Source organism: Marinobacter sp. MBR-105 (assembly GCF_053628895.1).
This window is the reverse complement of the sequence record NZ_JBRJHG010000009.1, coordinates 62,525-82,243: the sequence shown is the minus strand read 5'-3', so window position 1 is coordinate 82,243 and position 19,719 is coordinate 62,525. Positions and strand designations below refer to the sequence as shown.

19 protein-coding genes are annotated in these 19,719 nt (G+C 58.3%); 6 read left to right on the top strand and 13 right to left on the bottom strand.

Annotation, left to right across the window (positions count from 1 at the left end; genetic code table 11):
* Nucleotides 1-24 precede the first annotated feature (24 nt).
* A complete protein-coding gene (gene glnK, locus ACSSVV_RS11965; RefSeq protein ID WP_011784068.1) occupies nt 25-363 on the bottom strand; it encodes a P-II family nitrogen regulator in 339 nt (112 codons plus the stop codon).
* 378 nt (nt 364-741) lie between these two features.
* On the opposite strand from glnK, the gene ACSSVV_RS11960 reads away from it, so the two are divergent.
* From ACSSVV_RS11960 to trmB, 3 genes are all read left to right on the top strand, one after another.
* Complete coding sequence (locus tag ACSSVV_RS11960; RefSeq protein WP_011784069.1) at nt 742-993, top strand: accessory factor UbiK family protein; 252 nt, start codon at nt 742-744, stop codon at nt 991-993.
* A 66-nt stretch (nt 994-1,059) separates the two neighbouring features.
* Entirely contained in the window at nt 1,060-2,592 is a 1,533-nt protein-coding gene (locus ACSSVV_RS11955) for a YifB family Mg chelatase-like AAA ATPase (protein WP_183580118.1), read from the top strand.
* Between the two features lie 71 nt (nt 2,593-2,663).
* Nucleotides 2,664-3,380, top strand: a complete 717-nt coding sequence (gene trmB / locus ACSSVV_RS11950; RefSeq protein WP_011784071.1) for a tRNA (guanosine(46)-N7)-methyltransferase TrmB — start codon at nt 2,664-2,666, stop codon at nt 3,378-3,380.
* 2 nt (nt 3,381-3,382) lie between these two features.
* Here trmB and ACSSVV_RS11945 read toward each other — a convergent pair whose 3' ends face one another.
* The 10 genes from ACSSVV_RS11945 to ACSSVV_RS11900 all read right to left on the bottom strand — a co-directional run bounded on the left by ACSSVV_RS11945 (nt 3,383) and on the right by ACSSVV_RS11900 (nt 12,501).
* A complete protein-coding gene (locus ACSSVV_RS11945; RefSeq protein WP_011784072.1) occupies nt 3,383-3,934 on the bottom strand; it encodes a hypothetical protein in 552 nt (183 codons plus the stop codon).
* The gene (gene hemW, locus ACSSVV_RS11940) at nt 3,934-5,082 is read right to left on the bottom strand and encodes a radical SAM family heme chaperone HemW (RefSeq protein WP_011784073.1); all 1,149 of its coding nucleotides are present in this window, start codon (nt 5,080-5,082) and stop codon (nt 3,934-3,936) included. Before hemW ends, ACSSVV_RS11945 begins: the two co-directional genes overlap by 1 nt.
* Nucleotides 5,083-5,086: 4 nt before the next feature.
* Nucleotides 5,087-5,686 (bottom strand): RdgB/HAM1 family non-canonical purine NTP pyrophosphatase, encoded by a 600-nt coding sequence (rdgB, locus tag ACSSVV_RS11935; protein WP_011784074.1) that lies wholly within the window; start codon nt 5,684-5,686, stop codon nt 5,087-5,089.
* A gap of 4 nt (nt 5,687-5,690) precedes the next feature.
* Complete coding sequence (locus ACSSVV_RS11930; protein ID WP_011784075.1) at nt 5,691-6,143, bottom strand: DUF4426 domain-containing protein; 453 nt, start codon at nt 6,141-6,143, stop codon at nt 5,691-5,693.
* Nucleotides 6,140-6,742 carry a methionine biosynthesis protein MetW gene (gene metW / locus ACSSVV_RS11925; protein WP_011784076.1) on the bottom strand — a complete coding sequence of 201 codons (603 nt, stop codon included), beginning with the start codon at nt 6,740-6,742 and terminating at the stop codon, nt 6,140-6,142. Before metW ends, ACSSVV_RS11930 begins: the two co-directional genes overlap by 4 nt.
* A complete protein-coding gene (gene metX, locus ACSSVV_RS11920; RefSeq protein WP_011784077.1) occupies nt 6,739-7,887 on the bottom strand; it encodes a homoserine O-succinyltransferase MetX in 1,149 nt (382 codons plus the stop codon). The genes metW and metX overlap by 4 nt, the downstream gene beginning before the upstream one ends.
* Before the next feature lie 171 nt (nt 7,888-8,058).
* Nucleotides 8,059-10,023 (bottom strand): dynamin family protein, encoded by a 1,965-nt coding sequence (locus tag ACSSVV_RS11915; protein WP_011784078.1) that lies wholly within the window; start codon nt 10,021-10,023, stop codon nt 8,059-8,061.
* A 261-nt stretch (nt 10,024-10,284) separates the two neighbouring features.
* Nucleotides 10,285-10,869, bottom strand: a complete 585-nt coding sequence (locus ACSSVV_RS11910; RefSeq protein WP_011784079.1) for a YggT family protein — start codon at nt 10,867-10,869, stop codon at nt 10,285-10,287.
* Nucleotides 10,870-10,891: 22 nt separating this feature from the next.
* Nucleotides 10,892-11,725 carry a pyrroline-5-carboxylate reductase gene (proC, locus tag ACSSVV_RS11905; RefSeq protein ID WP_011784080.1) on the bottom strand — a complete coding sequence of 278 codons (834 nt, stop codon included), beginning with the start codon at nt 11,723-11,725 and terminating at the stop codon, nt 10,892-10,894.
* 62 nt (nt 11,726-11,787) lie between these two features.
* Nucleotides 11,788-12,501 (bottom strand): YggS family pyridoxal phosphate-dependent enzyme, encoded by a 714-nt coding sequence (locus ACSSVV_RS11900; protein WP_011784081.1) that lies wholly within the window; start codon nt 12,499-12,501, stop codon nt 11,788-11,790.
* A 52-nt stretch (nt 12,502-12,553) separates the two neighbouring features.
* On the opposite strand from ACSSVV_RS11900, the gene ACSSVV_RS11895 reads away from it, so the two are divergent.
* The 3 genes from ACSSVV_RS11895 to ACSSVV_RS11885 all read left to right on the top strand — a co-directional run bounded on the left by ACSSVV_RS11895 (nt 12,554) and on the right by ACSSVV_RS11885 (nt 16,344).
* Nucleotides 12,554-13,588, top strand: coding sequence for a type IV pilus twitching motility protein PilT (locus ACSSVV_RS11895; protein WP_011784082.1), 1,035 nt, complete (start codon nt 12,554-12,556; stop codon nt 13,586-13,588).
* A 21-nt stretch (nt 13,589-13,609) separates the two neighbouring features.
* Nucleotides 13,610-14,731: a PilT/PilU family type 4a pilus ATPase gene (locus ACSSVV_RS11890; RefSeq protein WP_011784083.1), complete on the top strand. Its 1,122-nt coding sequence runs from the start codon at nt 13,610-13,612 to the stop codon at nt 14,729-14,731.
* Between the two features lie 146 nt (nt 14,732-14,877).
* Nucleotides 14,878-16,344 (top strand): OmpP1/FadL family transporter, encoded by a 1,467-nt coding sequence (locus tag ACSSVV_RS11885; RefSeq protein ID WP_011784084.1) that lies wholly within the window; start codon nt 14,878-14,880, stop codon nt 16,342-16,344.
* A 37-nt stretch (nt 16,345-16,381) separates the two neighbouring features.
* Here ACSSVV_RS11885 and ACSSVV_RS11880 read toward each other — a convergent pair whose 3' ends face one another.
* Both ACSSVV_RS11880 and polA read right to left on the bottom strand, forming a co-directional pair.
* Nucleotides 16,382-16,750: a hypothetical protein gene (locus ACSSVV_RS11880; RefSeq protein ID WP_011784085.1), complete on the bottom strand. Its 369-nt coding sequence runs from the start codon at nt 16,748-16,750 to the stop codon at nt 16,382-16,384.
* Between the two features lie 199 nt (nt 16,751-16,949).
* Complete coding sequence (gene polA / locus ACSSVV_RS11875; protein ID WP_454106310.1) at nt 16,950-19,676, bottom strand: DNA polymerase I; 2,727 nt, start codon at nt 19,674-19,676, stop codon at nt 16,950-16,952.
* Between the last annotated feature and the right edge of the window lie 43 nt (nt 19,677-19,719).

Genomic DNA, 19,719 nt, shown 5'->3' with positions numbered 1-19,719 from the left:
CGTTGGCTGGGTGTCAGTTCTGGATCAGACCGCTTCTTCGCCGGTTTCGCCTGTCCGGATCCGGATAGCCTGTTCCAGTTCAGTCACGAATATTTTGCCGTCGCCGATCTTGCCGGTATTGGCTGCCTTGGTGATGGCTTCGATGACCTGGTCCAGCAGGTTGTCGCCAATGGCGATCTCCACTTTGACCTTGGGCAGGAAATCCACCACGTATTCCGCGCCACGATAGAGCTCTGTGTGGCCTTTCTGCCGACCGAAGCCTTTGACTTCAGTGACGGTTACGCCTTGTACGCCAATCTCGGATAGTGCCTCACGGACATCATCCAATTTGAAAGGCTTGATGATCGCTGTCACAAGTTTCATTGCTTTCTCCTTGGTAAAGCCGTCCCAACAGTGAGGGCCCGTCGGCCGGTTGTTGAGTTCGGGATGCTGCCACCTCGCACATCAATTGTGCGGATTGCGTACGAGGGCTTTAGCATCGGGTATGCCAACGCAAAAAATAGCTTTTAAAACAAACTCTTAATTATTGTCTGTGCCGAAATGGCGCAGCTTGATGCACTGTTGTGGTGCGTTGTGCCTGCGATTGTCTCAAAACAGCGCAGTCGGGCCATCGGCCGCGGCCATTATAATGCCGACCGGGTACAGTATGGCAGGGGGTAGGGTGTGATACACTCCCGCAAACACCCCGGCGACACGGAAAATAGTCTGATATCGCCGAAAAACCGATAAGAGAGGTGATTGATGAAAGGGCCCCAGGAAATTTTTTCTCAGTTGCAGGGTCAGTTTGGCCAGTTTGTTCCCGATATGGCTCGGGCAGCACGGGAAGATTTTGAAACCCAGGCCCGGGCCACGGTGATGTCGGTTCTGTCCCGGCTGGAGCTGGTGACCCGGGAAGAATTTGATGCCCAGCAGGCGGTCCTGATGAAAACCCGTGAAAAGGTTGAGGCCCTGGAAAAACGTGTTGCCGAACTGGAGCAACGCCAGAGTTCCTGATGGTTTGCCCGGGCGGCAGGGTCGCTGCCCGCAACGACTGATTGTTCTGTGCCATGGAAGGTTGTCATGCTCGCTATTGTCCATTCGCGCGCCAGCATTGGCGTGTCTGCTCCCCCGGTTACCGTTGAGGTGCACCTGTCTGGTGGCCTGCCGGCATTATCCATCGTCGGGCTGCCGGAAACCGGAGTGAGGGAAAGCAAGGATCGGGTTCGCAGTGCACTGCTGAATGCCGGTTTCGAATTCCCCGCCCGTAGAATCACCATCAATCTCGCGCCTGCTGACCTGCCCAAAGAAGGTGGCCGTTTTGATTTGCCCATTGCCTTGGGCATCCTGGCAGCCTCCGGCCAGATTCCCCCCGAAAGCCTCGAAAGCCACGAGTTTCTCGGGGAACTGTCCCTGGATGGTGCGCTTCGGCCCCTCAAGGGGATATTGCCCGCGGTACTGGCGGCTCGCGAAGCAGGCCGTTCGCTGTTGCTACCTCAGGACAACGCCGAGGAAGCTGCCCTTGCCAGCCGTGATGATGTGCTTGCCGCGAGCCATCTGCTGACAGTGTGTGAGCATCTGACGGGCCGTGCCAGGCTGGTTCCTGTTCCTCGATCTGAAACGCCGGGAGACGGTTCCGCAGCGGTGTCTGTGGCCGATCTCTCAGAGGTGCGAGGCCAGCAAGTGCCCCGTCGGGCGCTGGAGGTGGCCGCAGCTGGCGGTCACAATCTGCTGTTTTTCGGCCCGCCAGGAACCGGTAAAAGTATGCTGGCGAGCCGGTTACCGGGCATTCTGCCAGGTTTGCCAGATGAGGCAGCCATGGAGGTGGCCAGCGTGCATTCCGTTGCTGGCCAGCCGCTAAAGCCAGGTGGCTGGCGTCAGCCACCATTCAGGGCGCCTCATCACACGGCGTCTGCAGTGGCGCTGGTGGGCGGTGGCAGCAGTCCTCGCCCGGGTGAGATCTCTCTGGCGCACCGGGGGGTGTTGTTTCTGGATGAACTGCCGGAGTTTGAACGGCGGGTCCTGGAAGTGCTGCGGGAACCTATGGAAACTGGCGAAATCTCCATCAGCCGGGCGGCGCGGCAGGTCACTTTCCCAGCGCGATTTCAGGTCGTGGCCGCCATGAACCCATGCCCGTGTGGTTACAGTGGTCACCCCAATATCGAGTGCCAGTGCACGCCGGCACAGGTGATGCGTTATCGGGCAAAGATCTCGGGGCCGTTGCTGGATCGGTTCGATCTGCATGTGGAGGTTCCAGTGCAGTCCGGAGAGGTCTTGCTCGGTTCCGGGGCGTCCGGTGAGAGTAGCGCCAGTGTCAGGGCCAGGGTTCTGGCTGCCAGGGCCCGGCAGGAGGCTCGTGGGATGCTCAACTCGGGCCTCTCGGGAGCGTTACTGGATCAGGCTTGCCGGCTGGATGCGGCCAGTGAGCGGTTGTTGACCCGGGCCATGGAGCGACTGGGGTTGTCGGCCCGGGCGCTCCATCGAATATTACGACTGGCCCGCACCCTGGCGGATCTGGAGGGTGCTGAACACCTGAGCCAGTCGCACCTGATGGAGGCGCTGGGTTACCGCCAACTCGACCGTCAGACTGGCCAGGGGTCGGTTGTCTCCGCCTGAAGCTACTGACTCTGGTAAACTGTGTGCCAGGTTTATTCCACGAGATCCGCTTTGAAGCTTGAGGACACAGAATGACTGACCAGAACGAGACTCAGGATACGAATCCGGTCACCACACGCCGCGGTGTTCGCAGCTTTGTACTGCGCCAGGGGCGGATGACCGAAGGTCAGAAGAAGGCCTTCGATCGCAACTGGGCCAAGTACGGACTGAGCCGTGACAATGGCATGATCGACCCCCGTGAGGTGTTTGGCCGCGATAACATGCTCAACCTGGAGATCGGTTTCGGGATGGGCAAATCCCTTGCCGATATGGCCGAAGCGGCACCCGAGCAGGATTTTATCGGCGTGGAAGTGCACCTGCCTGGCGTCGGCGCCTTGTTGAAAGAAGTGGAATCGCGTGGTCTTGAGAATGTGCGGGTATACAGCATTGATGCCAATGATGTGATTGACCTGTGTCTGCCGGATGCCTGTCTGGATCGGGTGATGGTGTTCTTTCCGGACCCGTGGCACAAGAAAAAGCATCACAAGCGCCGCTTGATCCAGCCGGAATTTGTACAGCGCATCCGCCATAAACTCCGGGTGGGCGGTATTCTGCACCTGGCCACTGACTGGGAGAACTACGCTGAGCATATGCTGGAAGTGATGAGTGCGTCAGAAGGCTTTGCCAATACCCAGGAGCAAGGTGGTTATTCGCCCAAGCCTGATGACCGCCCGATCACCAAGTTCGAGAAGCGTGGCGAAAGTCTTGGCCACGGAGTATGGGATTTGTTGTTTTATCGCACCAACTGAGTTCAGTGGGAGTGAGTCAGGGGCCTGCGGCGGGAAGCACGGATGACCACGAGGCCCGCCATGCCAAGTATCAGGCCGGTGAATTTCACCAGCGCCAGAATGGTGGCGGTCAGGCTCAGGGAGTCTGAAGGCGGATTGAAGTTATTAAGCAGAACAATGTTTTCCGCTACATCGCTGATGCCTGCGATGACAAAAAGGGCGCGCACCCAGCGGGCGACCATCCGTTCCCGGATACCCGGTCTGTCCCGGGTGAAGTGGCGGGTTAATTGAAGCAGCGCGGCCAGATAGACCACGATGAACACAAAGTCGAGCCACAGTGATAGCCGTGCCATGGCGAGATTGCCGTCACGCCAGCTGCGCAGAATGGCGTGAGTCTGCTCGGCGGTACCGGCCAGCTGTAAACTGACAATCCCCTGAGGCGCGGCGGACGTATGCAGTGGCTGGTTCAACGCCACCAGAACCAGCCACAGTGCCAGTGCAGCCACCAGGGAAACCTTCATGGGCAGCTTCATCGGGCGCATGGGAATAAGCGGTGGGCGCTGGGCTGAGTCCATCAGAGAAAGTGCTCCAGCAGGCTGTTCAGGTATCTTTGCCCCTTTGCCGTCGCCTGCAGACGGTCGGGGACGATCAGGTTTTCATTTCGTAACTGCTCAAGTTTTACCGCAATGGACGACAGTGGTAAACCTGTATGCTCACCGTACAGTCTTTCGTCGGTGCCGCTTTTTAGTCTCAACGCATTCATCATGAATTCCAGGGGCCGGTCTTCCGGCTCTATGGCTTCACTGCCAGCGGTGCGGGAGCCGATCCGGTTGAGATATGCGTCGGGCTGCCTGGTCTTCCAGTATCGCAGGATGCGTCCGTCGGCAAGGCTCACCTTGCCATGGCCGCCTGCCCCAAGGGCCAGATAATCCCCGAAGGTCCAGTAATTCAGGTTATGCCGGCTCTGAGCGCCCGGCAGGCTCCAGGCGGAGACTTCATAATCGTCCATCCCCGCCTGGCGCAGCAGATCTCCCCCGAGCTGGTAAATCTCCCAGAGCCGGTCATCGTCCGGCAGGGCGGGTGGTCGGGAGAAAAACTCGGTGTTGGGCTCGATGGTGAGCTGATACCAGGACAGGTGCCGGGGCTGGTAGCTCAACGCTGCCTGTAAATCATCCAGAGCCTGACTCGGTGTCTGGTCGGGCAGGCCATGCATCAAGTCGACATTGAAGTTATCAAAACCGGCCTTGCGGGCGGCTTCAATGGCGCTGTGGGCCGAAGCTCTGTCGTGAATCCGGCCCAGGGTTTTCAGTTGCGCCGGATCAAAGCTTTGAACACCGATGGACAGCCGATTGATGCCAGCCTCCCGGAAGCTCTCGAATCGACCAGTCTCCAGCGTGCCGGGATTGGCCTCCAGGGTGATTTCGGCCTCGGGGCTGAATGTTAGCCGTTCCCGGAGCCGCTCGAACAGGCGGTGGTAGAACGCGCCGCTCATCAGGGACGGGGTTCCGCCACCGATGAACACGGTTTCAATGGGGCGTTCCCGTACCAGGCCCAGATCCTGATCCAGGTCTTCCAGAAGGGCGTTCAGGTAGGCGTGTTCGGGAATCTCTCCCTTGACAGCGTGGGAGTTGAAGTCGCAGTACGGGCATTTGCGCACGCACCAGGGCACGTGAATGTACAGACTCAAGGGCGGGCAGACCGCCACGGGCAGGGTGGCGGTCACAGTATTAAAGCTCCGCCCTGAGTTGATCCAGAAGGCTGGCCAGAGCCCGTCCCCGATGGCTGATCCTGCCTTTCTGCTCCCGTGTCAGCTCGGCAGCGCTGCATCCATGCTCCGGTACCAGAAAGACCGGGTCGTAACCGAAGCCGCCTTGCCCGCGCGGCTCGGCAAGAATGCGGCCTGGCCAGCGACCATGGCAGATGATCGGCGTGGGATCGTCAGCATGGCGGAGATAAACCAGAACGCAGTGAAACTGAGCGCTGCGCTCTGCTTCAGGCGTGTCTTTCAACGCTGCCAGCAACGCCTCGACATTATCATTGTCGGTTGCCTCTTCGCCGGCAAAGCGGGCGGAGCGAACGCCCGGGCGGCCGTCCAGGGCATCCACGGCCAGGCCACTGTCGTCGGCCAGCGCAGGCAGGCCAGTGACTCTCGCTGCATGGCGGGCTTTGATAATGGCATTCTCAACGAAGGTAACGGCCGGTTCTTCGGCCTCTGATACCCCAAGCTCACCCTGGGCGACCGGCTGCAAGCCAAGTGGCGCGAGCAGATCAGTCAGTTCGGCGATCTTGCCCTTGTTGTTGCTGGCGATGACGAGTTTGCGGGCCATGGTATCAGTCGTTGAACAGGGTATGGGAAAAACGGATCGGAAGATCTTCCTGGTGGCCGCTGGGGCGCGCCGTGACGTTGAACGTCATCAGATCTCCGGATTGATACTGGTACTGGGCAATGAAGTACACGGCATCACCTTCCTGAATGCGCCGGAACGCCAGAAAGTTCACCTGCTGGATATCGTTGGAGACCTGGCCTTCCACCTGCCCACTGACGGGCTGGATCTGGCCGTGCTCGTCTTCGGTCATGATCGAGATGTTAACGATGCCGATGCCCCGGCTGCGTTGCAGATTGTTGGCCTGTGCCACTTCCGGCGCCAGGAAGGTGCTGGGGAGCACGCTCCAGTGCACCTGATATTCTCCGAAATCCTTTTGTCCGGCCTGGCTGGTGATCGATACCAGCATGAGCCCGAATGCCAGAAACAGTGTCTTGCTTGCAGTCAGAAGGTTCATCATGTGCTCTCCCGTGTGATGCGGTATATGGCGATTTCCCCCAACAGATTGGGCCAGAGCCGCGCCAGCCAGCTGTTCTGATGCTGCCCGTCCACTACCCGGCGGCTTTTGATCTTGATGCCTTTCTGCCGGCACAGCGCTTCAAAATCCTTGAAAGTGCAAAGGCGGATATTGGGGGTGTTATACCATTTATACGGCAGTGCATCGGATTCGGGCATTCGGCCGCTCAGCGCCAGGCCCCAACGCAGTCGCCAGTGGGCAAAGTTGGGGAAGGTGACGATGCCTTCGCGACCCACCCTCAGCATTTCATCAATGACCTTGTCCGGGCGGCGTACCGCCTGCAGGGCCTGGGTCATCAGGACAATATCGAACATGCCATCATCGAAGTTGTCGAGGCCCTGGGTATCCAGGTTCTGCTCGATCACCCGTACGCCGCGGCCCATACAGGTGGTGATGTGGTCCGGGTTGATCTCAAGGCCAAATCCGGTGGCATTGCGCTCCCGTTGCAGGAAATCCAGCAGGGTGCCGTCGCCGCAACCCAGGTCCAGAATGTGGTGGCCCGGGCGCACCCACTGTTGAATAATTTCAAGATCTGCTCTCATGCGCCGACCTCCCGTGCTACCCGGTCCATATACGCAGTAAAGATGTCGGTGTATCTGGGGGTTGGGATCAGGAAGGCATCATGGCCCCAGGGTGCATCAATTTCGGCATAGCTTACGCGCTTTCTGGCGGAAATCATGGCATTGACCATTTCCTCGGAGCGCGCCGGCGAGAATCGCCAGTCGGTGCTGAAGGACAGTACCAGGTATTCACATTGTGCCGGTGCCAGGGCCTTGGACAGATCGCCGCCGAAGTCGTAGGCGGGGTCAAAGTAGTCCAGTGCCCGGGTCATCAACAGATAGGTGTTGGCGTCGAAGGTTTCGGAAAAGCGCTCGCCCTGGTAACGCAGGTAGCTTTCCACCTGGAACTCGGCGTCGAAACCGAACTTGTAGGCTTCCTCACGCAGTTCACGGCCAAATTTTTCGCCCATGGAGGCGTCTGAAAGATAGGTGATGTGGCCAACCATCCGGGCCAGCATCAGGCCGCGCTTCGGCACCAGATTCTCGTCGTAATAGCGGCCTTCGAAAAATTCCCGGTCCGAAGTGATGGCTTGCCGTGCGACTTCGTTGAAGGCGATGTTCTGTGCGGTCAGACGTGGAGTCGAGGCGATGACCACGGAATGCCTTAGCCGGTCCGGGTAGTCCAGGCTCCACTGCAGGGCCTGCATGCCTCCGAGGGAGCCGCCAACCACAGCGGCCCATTGCTGAATGCCCAGATGATCCGCCAGTCGGGCCTGGCTGGCGACCCAGTCAGCCACGGTAACGACCGGGAAATCCGGACCATAGGGTTTCCCGGTTTCCGGGTTGTTCGAGTTGGGGCCGGTGCTGCCGTGGCAGCCACCGAGATTGTTCAGGCTGACCACGAAAAACCGATTGGTATCAATGGGCTTGCCGGGGCCGATACAGCTGTCCCACCAGCCCGGCTTGCGGTCGTCCAGCGAGTGGTAGCCAGCGGCATGGTGATGGCCGCTGAGTGCGTGGCAGATCAGTACCGCATTGCTGGCATCGGCGTTGAGTTTGCCATAGGTTTCCACCACCAGATCGTAGCTTTCCAGCGACTGGCCGCAGGCCAGCTCCAACGGCTTGTCGAAGTGGATGGTCTTCGGGCTTACAAGGCCCACGGAATCCGAGGGCAGGGAATCAGGCATGGGTGTGATGAGTTCCTGGTTCGGTCCACTGGTGTCTGGCCACAGGCCTTGGTTGGCACCGGAACTGGCGCCAGCACTGCAGTTTAAAGGCGGGGGGAGGTTGCTGCAACCGGCGTTTAGGGTGCCTGTCTGGCGAGTCGCACCAAAGTAGTGCGGCTCGCCAGTGCCTGGTTACATGGCGCCGGAAATATTGACGACTTTTTGCTGGATCATCGTGGGCGCCGGCTTGCGAATCTGGCGCATCATGGCGTCGGCCAGTTCCAGCTGCTTGCGAAGGTCTGCCGTGGCATGATCCAGACGCTGGCGTTCGGCCCGGCTGTCCCGATCGGTGCGAACCATGTCGCGCAGGCGGCGGATCTGGTGCTCAAGCAGCTGTTTCTGTTCCATGGAGAACTGCATGATTGGCAGCAGGGCTTCGTGTGGCCAGCGCTCTACATCTTTGCGCACCCGGCCATGCAGCGTACGGGCCTCGCTCACCATCACATTGAAGAAGCGGCGGACCACCGTTGACTGTTCCGACAGCAGATTCTTCGGGTTATTGCGGAACCGTCGGGCTTTCTTGCGCAATTCACGAATGGCAATCACATGCCGGCCGGCCCGTAGCGGAATGGGCTCCAGGTGCCGGGCGCGGGTGTCTTCGTTGTATCTGCGATAGATGGCGCCTACCATTTTCTCCGCGAGCCGCCCTTCGCTCAGCAGGTTAGTGAGGTCGCTCTCCAGGAGTTCGAAAAAGTGTTCCATGGCCCGGTTCATGCCGGCCGTGGTCCAGCTTTTCGACATCATTTTCCGTACCTGGCTGGCGTGCTGCTCAAAGCGATCTTCGCTGACCAGCTTGGTGAGCATGTCACCCTGGGATTCCATCAGTCGACGCGATGAACGCAGAGTGATCAGCTTCTTGTAGTAGAAGTCATAATCCTTCTGGGCCCGTTCCGCGAGCCGGGACAGCGCGGCCTTGTCGAGGGTGGCGCCGGCGCAGGCCTGGCGTTCTTCTTCCAGGGCATCCAGGCGGTACTGCATGGCCGCCTGGCTGTTCTGTAGCATTCCCAGCAAGTCGTTGATCAGGTTCTGGGTAATCAGCTGCTCCTTATGCATCAGGATGCGCTGAATGATCAGCTGCTCCAGCTTACCGATGTTGGAGCGGTCGAACAGGTTGTTGTCTTTGCGAACCCGTGCCAGCAATCCCTGTTTTGCAGAGAGAGGAATAACGTCCTGCTGGCGGATGCCCAGATGGTCCGCGGTGTAGTTGCGAACACGGTCAATGGATTCCTGGGTGTGCTTCTCGCCCTGAAGGTCGTCCCATAGAACGTCGATCTTGTTGAGAACTGCAAACCGGCCGGCCCGGTGGTCGGCGTGCTCGGTATCGATATGCTCTTTCCAGATAGTCATGTCACTGGCTGTGACGCCAGTATCCGCGCTGAGCACAAAGATAACGGCATGGGCCCGGGGCAGCATGCTGATGGTCAGTTCGGGTTCCGAGCCAAGGGCGTTCAGGCCCGGAGTATCAAGAATGCGCAGGCCGCGCTCGAACAGGGGGTGGCGAATGCTGATCTGGGCATTACGCCAGGCCGGTACCAGCACATTACCGGGATTATTGCGATCGTGTTCCAGCATGGCCTCGTCGAAGCCCAGCTCCCGGGCCTCTTCCGGGCTCACGCTCTTGATCCGGGCAACTTCCGCCAGCACTTCGCGCATGACGTCCGGATTGCGCTCGTCGAGCTCATGCCGAATCCACTGTTCCGGCTTCTTGCGCAGCTGCTGCAGAGACAGCTCACCCGTGCGGGTTTCGATCGGGAGCAGAAGCAGATAGTTCTGGTTGGCGCTGCGATCAAAAAACAGCTCGGTCGGACACATGGTGGTGCGCCCGGCCTGGGATGGCAGCATGCGCTGGCCGTATTCCGAGAAAAACAGGGCGTTGATCAGCTCCGTCTTGCCACGGGAGTATTCACCAACAAAAGCAATGGTCAGCTCATCTTCAATGAGCAGCTCCAGCCCGTGACGAATACGGGTGCTGACGTCTTCTGAAAACAGGTTGTTATCCTGCAGCCACAGCCGATAGCGGCCAATCTGCCGGATCAGTTCCTTTTTCCAGTTGTGATACGCCTCAACCTGCTGCGACAGAGTTCCCTGCGGGTTCATCGGATAATCCTTCTGCGCGACTTCCGGGTATGTCCTGGGTGAGTCGGTGATGGTGAACACGTGTCGCCAATCGCTCGCCCAGATTAAATGCGTTTAATAATAACCTGTTTTGTTAATGTTTGAGGGTGCGCGAGTCGGCATTTCAGGGAATGGGGCGGGGTCTCTCATTAAAAAGGCTGACAATTCATAAGGTTGAATTGTCAGCCGGCGATAGTAACAAATCAGTGTATTGTGTAACGAAATGTATATTCGAGACGCGTGTTACATTCCGAGCCCGATTGAGCCCAGTCCGGCCGCCACTTTCATGTGATCAATGACCACGGTAATCACGTTCAGAATCAGGAACACGATGATTGGCGAAAGATCCAGACCGCCCATGGAGGGCATGATATTACGCACGGGTCGCATCACCGGTTCGGTGATCTGGGCCACCAGTTGAATGGCAGGGTGGCCACTCTGGGGGGCGATCCAGCTGACCACTACCACGGCAATGACCGACCAGAAGTAGATCTTCACGATCAGGCTGAGCACGTTCAGTACGGCCCAAACCAGCAGAGTAACCGGATTGATGGCGGGAATGCCGCCGTTCAGTGCGACCAGAATGAGGAAGAAGGTAATGGCCTGGATTAAAACCGCCAATACCAGGGATGCGCCGTCAATGCCGCCCCAGCCCGGAATGAAACGCCGCAGGGGACGCAGTGGCGGGTTGGTGGCCTTGACTACAAATTGTGAAATGGGATTGTAGAAATCCGCCCGCGCCAGCTGCAACAGAAACCGCAGCAAAACGATGGTCATATAGAAAGTGGACGCAATCAGCAGGATCGTAATAACAATATCTGCCAGCATGAAGCTGAGTCTCCGTTATCGGTTACTGTTTATCGGCCAGTTCTCTGGACATCTCGCGTGAGCGCTCGAAGGCAGCGCTGTAGGCTTTTTTCACCAGATCGCGCAGGCCGCCTTCCTCGAAGGTGTTGATGGCGCGTTCAGTGGTGCCGCCAGGGGACATCACGTTGCGTTTGAGCTGGCCGGGGTCATCCTCGCTGCGCGCGGCCATCTCGGCGGCCCCGGCCATGGTCTGAATGGCGAGGGCGCGAGCCGTTTCGGACTCAATGCCGGCTTCGGTTGCGGCGGACTCAAGTGCTTCCAGCATCAGGAAGAAATAAGCGGGGCCGCTGCCGGAAAGGGCGGTGACACTGTGCAGAAGGTTTTCGTCGTCAACCCACAGTGCCGAGCCGATGCTCTCGAACACTTTCTGTACCGCATTTCTTTGATCGTCTTTCACCTGGCTGTTGGCGAACAGACCGGCGGCACCTTTGCCCACCAGAGACGGAGTGTTGGGCATCACCCGAACCAGTGGCAGCCCGCCACCAAGCCAGGTATCTAGTGTGCCGGCCGTCAGCCCGGCCGCAATGGAAACCATCAGCGGGCGGGTGTTCTGAACTACCGGGGCAATGTCCCGGCAGACGTCGCCCATCACCTGGGGTTTGACCGCGAGCACCACAATGTCCGCCTGTTGGGCGCAATAGCGGTTGTCGGTTGTGACGCTGACGCCGAAACGTTTGCGAATTGACTGAAGATGGCCGTCATCCGGGGCGCTCACCCAGATGTCGCCGGCCTGAAATCCGCTATCCAGCATACCGCCGATGATGGCGCTGGCCATGTTGCCGGCGCCGATGAAAGAGATGGTGGGTGATCTGCTCAAGGTTCACTCCCGGTCTTGATCGTTTGAATCGTTGGTTCGGATGATAGCAGGAACCGCAGCGTTCAGCTCTGGCTGTGTTTGGCCGGGCGGGCGCCGAACAGGGCCGTACCGACACGAACCCAGGTGGCACCTTCGGCAATAGCCATTTCCAGATCATCTGACATGCCCATGGAGAGGGTGTCCAGTGGGCCGGCTTCAGGATGGTCCTGCCGCAGCTTTGTCAGGGTGGAGGCCAGCTTCCGGAAACTCAGCCGCAACTCGGCCTCGGGTTGGTCCGGGTCCGGAATCGCCATTAATCCCCTCAGGCGCAGATTGGGCAGTTCGCCAATGGCCTCGAGCAGCTCATCAAGCTCGTCCAGCGTGCAGCCGGACTTGCTGTCCTCATTGTTGATGTTCACCTGCAGACAGATATTGAGCGGCGGCAGGGTCTCTGGTCGTTGTTCGCTGAGCCTGCGAGCGATCTTCAATCGGTCCACACTGTGAACCCAGGCAAAGGCTTCGGCAATCTGGCGGGTTTTGTTGGACTGGATCGGCCCAATGAAATGCCACTCTATACCCTCTATGTCGGAGAGCGCCTGCATTTTGTCCAGGGCTTCCTGCAGGTAGTTCTCGCCAAAGGCGATCTGGCCGGCCTCAAAAGCGGCCTTCAGATCCTCCGCCGGTCGGGTCTTGCTCACCGCGAGAAGGCGCACGCTGCCGGGCTCCCGTCCTGCCTGCAATGTTGCTTTTTGTATGCGTCGGGTTACGCTCCCGATGTTGTCTGCTATGCTGCTCATAATGTGAGTTTGCCGCTTCTGGACTAAAAGAAAAAGCCCTCCGAGGAATCCTATGGATATTACTGAACTGCTTGCCTTTTCGGCCAAACAGGGTGCGTCGGATTTGCACCTGTCTGCCGGTTTGCCCCCAATGATTCGTGTCGACGGCGATGTGCGCCGGATCAACCTGCCCCCCATGGAGCACAAAGAAGTGCACGGGTTGATCTACGACATCATGAACGACAAGCAGCGTAAGGACTACGAAGAGTTCCTGGAAACCGACTTCTCGTTCGAAGTCCCCGGCGTGGCCCGCTTCCGGGTTAACGCCTTTAACCAGAACCGCGGTGCTGGCGCGGTATTCCGTACGATCCCCTCGAAGGTTCTGACCATGGAAGATCTGGGCATGGGCCAGGTTTTCAAGGATATTTCTTCTGTGCCTCGTGGTCTGGTACTGGTAACCGGGCCTACCGGTTCCGGTAAGTCCACCACCCTGGCGGCGATGATGGATTACATCAACGATACCCGCTACGAGCACATCCTCACCATTGAGGATCCGATCGAATTCGTGCACGAATCCAAAAAGTGTCTGGTGAACCAGCGGGAAGTGCATCGGGATACCCTGGGTTTTAACGAAGCCTTGCGTTCGGCCCTGCGGGAAGACCCGGACATCATTCTGGTAGGTGAGCTCCGGGATCTGGAAACCATTCGTCTGGCACTGACCGCTGCTGAAACCGGCCACCTGGTATTCGGCACCCTGCACACCACCTCCGCCGCGAAAACCATCGACCGGGTAGTGGATGTATTTCCTGCGGAAGAAAAGTCCATGGTTCGCTCCATGCTGTCGGAATCACTGCAAGCGGTTATCTCCCAGACTCTGATGAAGAAAATGGGGGGTGGCCGTATTGCCGCCCATGAAATCATGATCGGCACCGCCGCCATCCGGAACCTGATCCGGGAAGACAAGATCGCCCAGATGTACTCGGCCATTCAGACCGGTGGTTCCCTGGGTATGCAGACGCTGGACCAGTGCCTGGAGCGCCTGTTGCAGAAAGGTCTGATCTCCCGCGAGGCTGCTCGGGCCAAGGCGAAGATGCCGGATAACTTCTGATACTGAAAACTGGGTAGAAAAATGGAATTCGAGAAACTGTTACGGCTCATGGTAGAAAAGGGTGGTTCAGACCTGTTTATCACAGCAGGGGTGCCTCCCAGCATGAAGGTGAACGGTAAGGTGTTGCCCGTTACCAAGAATGCCCTGACGCCAGAACAGACGCGGGAGTTTGTCTACGGCGCCATGAATGACAAACAGCGCGCCGAGTTTGAAGAAACCCACGAATGCAACTTTGCCATCAGTGCCCGGGGCATTGGCCGCTTCCGGGTGTCGGCCTTCTTCCAGCGCAACCTTTGCGGCATGGTGCTTCGCCGGATTGAGGTGAAAATCCCCCAGATTGACGATCTGTCGCTGCCGGAGATCATCAAGGATCTGGCCATGACCAAGCGTGGCCTGATCATGTTTGTGGGTGCAACCGGTACCGGTAAGTCCACCTCGCTGGCGGCCATGCTTGGCCATCGCAACCGTAACAGTCGCGGCCATATCATCTCCATCGAAGACCCGATCGAATTCGTGCATCAACACCAGGGCTGTATCGTGACCCAGCGGGAAGTGGGTATTGATACCGAAAGCTTTGAGGTGGCTCTGAAGAACACTCTGCGGCAGGCGCCGGATGTCATTCTGATTGGTGAGGTGCGGACACGCCAGACCATGGAATACTCGGTTCAGTTCGCCGAAACCGGCCACCTGTGTCTGGCCACCCTGCACGCCAACAACGCCAACCAGGCGCTGGACCGGATTATCCAGTTCTTTCCGCCGGAGCAGCACAACCAGATCTGGATGGATCTGTCTCTGAACCTGAAGGCCATCGTCGCCCAGCAACTGGTCCCGACGCCGGACGGCAAGGGGCGTAAGGCGGTTATCGAGGTATTGATCAATACCCCGCTGGTGGCAGACCTGATCCGCAAGGGCGAAGTGCACAAACTCAAAGAGCTGATGGCAAAATCGAACGAGTCTGGCATGCAGACCTTCGATCAGGCTCTGTACAAGCTGTATGCCGAGGGCTCCATCACCTACGAAGATGCCCTCGCGCACGCAGATTCCGCCAACGATCTGCGCCTGATGATCAAGCTGGGTGCTGACGCCCAGGGTGCAGACAAGCTGTCTTCCTCCGTCGACAAACTCACCATTCAGGACGACTGACGTCCTCGTCTTCCGCCCCCGTTCACCGGGGGCGGCATCTAATACCAAAGTTGTAATTGGTTAGCGGCGCGAACCAGTAGCTTTGGCATTTGAGGCAGTTGCCATGTGCTGCGTATACTCCGCGCGATTCTAAAAAAGGAGACACCATGCACAAAAATACCAACGCACTCGTAAAAGCGATCCGTTTGGCGACGCTGGCAGTCATAGCAGCACCAGCCAGTGTTCTGGCCGGCGGTTTTTCCCTGAACGAGCAGAGCGCCAGCCAGATGGGCGTGGCCAATGCCGGCGCTGCCGCCAACCCTGAGAACGCCACCACGGTTCTGTTCAACCCGGCCGGTATGAGCCAGCTTTCCGGCACCAATATTTCGTTTGGTGCGGCGGTGTTGGATATTGATGCTGAGGCAAAGCGCGCTGAAGCGCGTCGCAATGTCCCCGGTGTTGAGGTTATGGCCGACGGCGAGCTCGGCGGCGATATTGCGGATCCTGCTGTCCTTCCAAACTTTTACATGACCCATGAGGTTAACGACAGCATCGACGTGGGCTTTGGTATTCATGCTCCTTATGGCCTGGCGGCAGACTATGAGGATGATTTCGTCGGACGGTTTTTTGCTGACAAGACCGAGCTGACGGCGATTGCTTTCACTCCGTCGCTCTCGGTGAACAACGGCAAAGGCCTTTCAATGGGCATTGGCCTCAACGTTATTTATGCCGAAGGACGTCTGACTCGTTCTCAGGACCTCGCCGGGCAAGTGTATCCGCAAGCTCTGCAAGCGGCGCTGGGTCAGGGCCTACCGATGGCTCAGGCTGACCAGTTCGCCCGCCAGACCGTGGCAGGGATGGACGATCCATATGCGGACATTGAAGGGGACGATATTGGTGTTACCTTCCGTGTGGGTTTTCTCTACGAACTCGATGACAGAACACAGTTTGGTTTGAGTGCCCAGACAGGCACAGAGCTCGAACTCAAAGGCGACGCGGAAATCAGCGGTGTGCCGGTTCCCGGGCAGCCCGGTGTGACGACAACACTGAGCGAAAAGGTAGAGGTACCGCTGGCGATTCCGGAGGCTATTACGGTTGGTGCTCGCCATCGTCTGACCGATGACATTACGCTGCTGGCTGGTGCCACTTATGCACGGTGGAGTCGCTTCGAGGAGCTTGACATCGTCAGCCGTGAATCCGGTGGTGCAGTAACCAATGCACCCCAGGAAGGAGCTATCCTCAGCCACATCACCGAAGAGTGGAAGAACACCTGGCAGTTCAATGTGGGTGGCATCTGGCAGGCAACCCCGGAATGGGCGCTGAAAGCTGGCTATGCCTGGGATGAGTCTCCGGTGGATGATTACCTGACCGCCAGGATTCCATCCAGTGATCGTCACTGGTTGACCCTGGGTGCGCAGTGGAAGGATGTCCAGAGCGGGTGGACTGTGGATGTTGCAGTAGGTACCTTGCTGTTCACGGACGATCCTTCGTTCACCGAGCGCAACTACCAGCACGCAAACCCGGATCAGGTCGCGAATCTGCCGGGAACCAATATCGAAGACCCGAGCTATTACAAGGCCAAGTATGAACTCAGCGCCTGGAGCGCCGCATTCGAAGTCAGCAAAGCCTTCTGATTCTCGAATAGCCCTCTGAGGCTGATTCCTTCCGGAATCAGCCCACCACCTGGCCCCGGTAGATCACCTTTTTCTGCCGGGGGCAGTCAGTTCCCGGCATTTCCGCCGCAGCTTTTTTGGCACCTTCCTCCGCTATGGGTTGTCCGCGGTACATCCGTGGCGCAATTTCCTCTTCGATATTGGCGGTATTCAGCTCCGGCACTCTCTGCTTAAGCGCTTCCCAGGTATGAACCAGATGCTTTGAACGGGTTTTACGGGCGTACTCGGCCAGGTGTTGCTCCAGGCCATCTTCGTTAAGGTGCAGTTTTACGCCGAATTCAGACTGGATAAGCCGGCGGCACTGATGCACGAGTTTCAGAAGACTGGGGTCGAACAGCCAGTTGCGTTCGCTGGTTGCGGAATTCATCGCTTGGACCTCGCATTGGTGTCACTGCATGGGGCGAAGGGCCCCGAGACATCGGAGGACAATGCAGAATTCGTGCCTCTGTGCCGATAGCCGTCTTTACTGGTGTCTGCGAGGGTGTGAGCGGAGAGCCTGCCCTGTTTCTGTGCCCGGAGGCAGGATGTTGTTCAGAAACAGGGCGTTATCCGAAGCTGCGGAGTGTTTAGTGAGCCTGGTCCCAGTTGTCACCCACACCGGCTTCCACCAGCAGTGGCACATCCAGGCTGGCGGCGGCGGACATGCGCTTGACCAGGCCTTCTTTGACTTTGTCTACGGCTTCTTCGCGAACTTCGATGATCAGTTCGTCGTGGACCTGCATGGTCATGCAGGCATCGCTCGCGTGTTCGCTGCGCAGCCAGTTGTCTACCTCGATCATGGCCCGCTTGATGATATCGGCGGCCGTGCCCTGCATGGGCGCATTGATGGCGGTGCGCTCGGCAGCCTGCTGCAGCTGCTTGTTACGTGCGTTGATCTCCGGCAGGTACAGGCGGCGGCCGTAGAGCGTTTCCACGTAGCCGTCGTCATGGGCCTGTTTGCGGATGTTGTCCATGTATTTGAGTACGCCGGGGTAACGCTCGAAATACCGGTCGATGTATTCCTGGGCGGTTTTTCGGTCCACCTCCAGCTGGCGCGAAAGTCCGAATGCCGACATGCCGTAGATCAGCCCGAAGTTGATCGCCTTGGCACTCCGACGCTGGTCGCCGGTTACCTCATCCACTGTCACGCCGAAGACTTCGGCTGCGGTGGCCTTGTGAATGTCTTCGCCGTGTTCGAACGCGGTCAGTAGACCTCTATCGCCAGACAGGTGAGCCATGATGCGAAGCTCAATCTGGGAGTAGTCAGCGGCCAGCAACTTGTAGCCTTTCGGGGCAATAAATGCCTGGCGTATGCGTCGGCCTTCCTGGGTCCGAATCGGAATGTTCTGCAGGTTGGGTTCCGATGAAGACAAACGTCCTGTCGCTGTCACCGCCTGATGATAGGAAGTGTGCACTCGCCCGGTGCGGTGGTGGATAAGCTCGGGCAGGGTGTCAGTATAAGTGGACTTCAGCTTGCTCAGGCTGCGGTGCTCGACAATCAGCCGGGGCAGTTCGTGCTCGTGGGCCAGCTCCTGCAGAACCGGCTCGGCCGTCGATGGCGCGCCCTTTGGTGTCTTCTTGATGACCCGCAGGCCAAGTTTGTCGTAAAGGATGGCCTGCAATTGTTTGGTGGAGCCCAGGTTGAAAGCTTCGCCGGCAACCTCGTGGGCTTCCTTCTCCAGTTCAGCCATGCGCTCTGCAAGTTCCTGGCTGTGCTGGCGTAGCGTGCTGGCACTGATCAGGGTGCCCCGCTGTTCCATCCGGGACAGCACCGGCACCAGCGGCAGGTCGATTTCCCGGTAGACGGATTCCAGCTTGCCGGTGTCTTTCAGCCTCGGGGCGAGAGTCTGGTGCAGGCGCAGGGTGATGTCAGCGTCTTCGGCGGCATAGGGCCCCGCGCTTTCCAGATCGATCTGGTTGAAGGTCAGTTGCTTGGCACCTTTGCCAGCAATCGATTCGTAGGTGATGGTTTCTTCATCAAGATAGGTTCGGGCCAGGCTGTCCATGTCGTGGCGGGTGCCGACCGAATTCAGCACGTAGGACTCCACCATGGTGTCCTCGGCGATGCCCTCCAGCTGTATATCATGGTTGGCCAGCACGTTTTTGTCGTACTTGAGGTTCTGCCCGACCTTTTTGTGTTTCGGGTCTTCAAGCAACGGCTTCAGCTGTTCCAGCACAGAGTCGCGGTCCAGTTGCTCCGGCGCGCCCATATAATCATGGCCCAGTGGCACGTAAGCGGCCTTTCCCGGCTCAACAGCAAACGAAACGCCGACAATTTCGGCATCCATGTAGCGGAGGCTGGTGGTTTCGGTGTCGAAGGCGAACAGATCGGAATCTTTGAGTTTCTTCAGCCACTGGTCCAGGTCCGCCTGCTCGGTAATGACCTGATACTGCTTTTCCACCGAAGGTTTCGGCTGTGGTTGGCTGCTCTGGGAGCCGTCGTCTGATGAGGAGCCGTTTTCCAGTTCCGCGATCCAGGTGCGGAATTCGTACTCTTTGAAGAGCTCCAACAGACTGGCGTCGTCCTGCTGGCGTTCCTGAAGATCCTCCAGCCCGAATTCGAGTTCCACATCGGTCCGGATGGTGGCCAGCTCCCGGCTCAGGGGCAGGGTGTCGGTTGCTTCCCTCAGGTATTCGCCGATTTTGCCTTTGATCTCGTCGGCATGCTCAATGAGGTTGTCGAGGTTGTCGTAGCTCTGTAGCCATTTGACGGCGGTTTTCGGGCCGCATTTGTTTACACCGGGAATGTTGTCGACTTTGTCACCCACCAGGGCGAGGTAATCGATGATCTGCTCCGGGGTAACACCAAACTTTTCAACGACCCCGTCCCGGTCCATGGCGGTTTCGGTCATGGTGTTGATGAGGGTAACGTGGTCGCTGACCAGTTGAGCCATGTCTTTATCGCCGGTAGACACGACCACATCGATGCCCTTGCTGGTGGCTTCATGGGCCAGGGTGCCGATGACATCGTCGGCCTCGACGCCGGGCACGATCAACAGCGGTAAGCCCATCGCCCTGACAATCTCGTGAATGGGCTCAATCTGTACCGCCAGATCATCTGGCATGGGGGGGCGATTGGCTTTGTATTCCTCATACATGTCGTGCCGGAAGGTCTTGCCCTTGGCATCAAACACCACCACGGTTTTCGAGCCCGGAAAGTCCTGTTCAATGCGCCGCAACATGCTGATTACGCCTTTGATGGCGCCAGTCGGGTGATTCTTGCTGGTGGTCAGTGGCGGCAGGGCATGGTAGGCACGGAACAGGTAAGACGATCCGTCCACCAGAACCACGGGAGGGTTGGTTTGTTCAGTCATATCAAAACAGGTCCGGATTCTGATTGAAGCGTGGATTGGCTTG

What these genes read in the sequence shown, in the direction of transcription:
- ACSSVV_RS11945 (WP_011784072.1), bottom strand. Translation starts at nt 3,934, where the DNA reads ATGGACTCAGCCCAGCGCCCACCGCTTATTCCCATGCGCCCGATGAAG.
- ACSSVV_RS11910 (WP_011784079.1), bottom strand. Translation starts at nt 10,869, where the DNA reads ATGCTGGCAGATATTGTTATTACGATCCTGCTGATTGCGTCCACTTTC.
- glnK (WP_011784068.1), bottom strand. Translation starts at nt 363, where the DNA reads ATGAAACTTGTGACAGCGATCATCAAGCCTTTCAAATTGGATGATGTC.
- ACSSVV_RS11900 (WP_011784081.1), bottom strand. Translation starts at nt 12,501, where the DNA reads ATGAGCAGCATAGCAGACAACATCGGGAGCGTAACCCGACGCATACAA.
- metW (WP_011784076.1), bottom strand. Translation starts at nt 6,742, where the DNA reads ATGAGAGCAGATCTTGAAATTATTCAACAGTGGGTGCGCCCGGGCCAC.
- polA (WP_454106310.1), bottom strand. Translation starts at nt 19,676, where the DNA reads ATGACTGAACAAACCAACCCTCCCGTGGTTCTGGTGGACGGATCGTCT.
- ACSSVV_RS11915 (WP_011784078.1), bottom strand. Translation starts at nt 10,023, where the DNA reads ATGAACCCGCAGGGAACTCTGTCGCAGCAGGTTGAGGCGTATCACAAC.
- rdgB (WP_011784074.1), bottom strand. Translation starts at nt 5,686, where the DNA reads ATGGCCCGCAAACTCGTCATCGCCAGCAACAACAAGGGCAAGATCGCC.
- trmB (WP_011784071.1), top strand. Translation starts at nt 2,664, where the DNA reads ATGACTGACCAGAACGAGACTCAGGATACGAATCCGGTCACCACACGC.
- ACSSVV_RS11960 (WP_011784069.1), top strand. Translation starts at nt 742, where the DNA reads ATGAAAGGGCCCCAGGAAATTTTTTCTCAGTTGCAGGGTCAGTTTGGC.
- ACSSVV_RS11885 (WP_011784084.1), top strand. Translation starts at nt 14,878, where the DNA reads ATGCACAAAAATACCAACGCACTCGTAAAAGCGATCCGTTTGGCGACG.
- metX (WP_011784077.1), bottom strand. Translation starts at nt 7,887, where the DNA reads ATGCCTGATTCCCTGCCCTCGGATTCCGTGGGCCTTGTAAGCCCGAAG.
- ACSSVV_RS11895 (WP_011784082.1), top strand. Translation starts at nt 12,554, where the DNA reads ATGGATATTACTGAACTGCTTGCCTTTTCGGCCAAACAGGGTGCGTCG.
- ACSSVV_RS11890 (WP_011784083.1), top strand. Translation starts at nt 13,610, where the DNA reads ATGGAATTCGAGAAACTGTTACGGCTCATGGTAGAAAAGGGTGGTTCA.
- ACSSVV_RS11955 (WP_183580118.1), top strand. Translation starts at nt 1,060, where the DNA reads ATGCTCGCTATTGTCCATTCGCGCGCCAGCATTGGCGTGTCTGCTCCC.
- ACSSVV_RS11880 (WP_011784085.1), bottom strand. Translation starts at nt 16,750, where the DNA reads ATGAATTCCGCAACCAGCGAACGCAACTGGCTGTTCGACCCCAGTCTT.
- ACSSVV_RS11930 (WP_011784075.1), bottom strand. Translation starts at nt 6,143, where the DNA reads ATGATGAACCTTCTGACTGCAAGCAAGACACTGTTTCTGGCATTCGGG.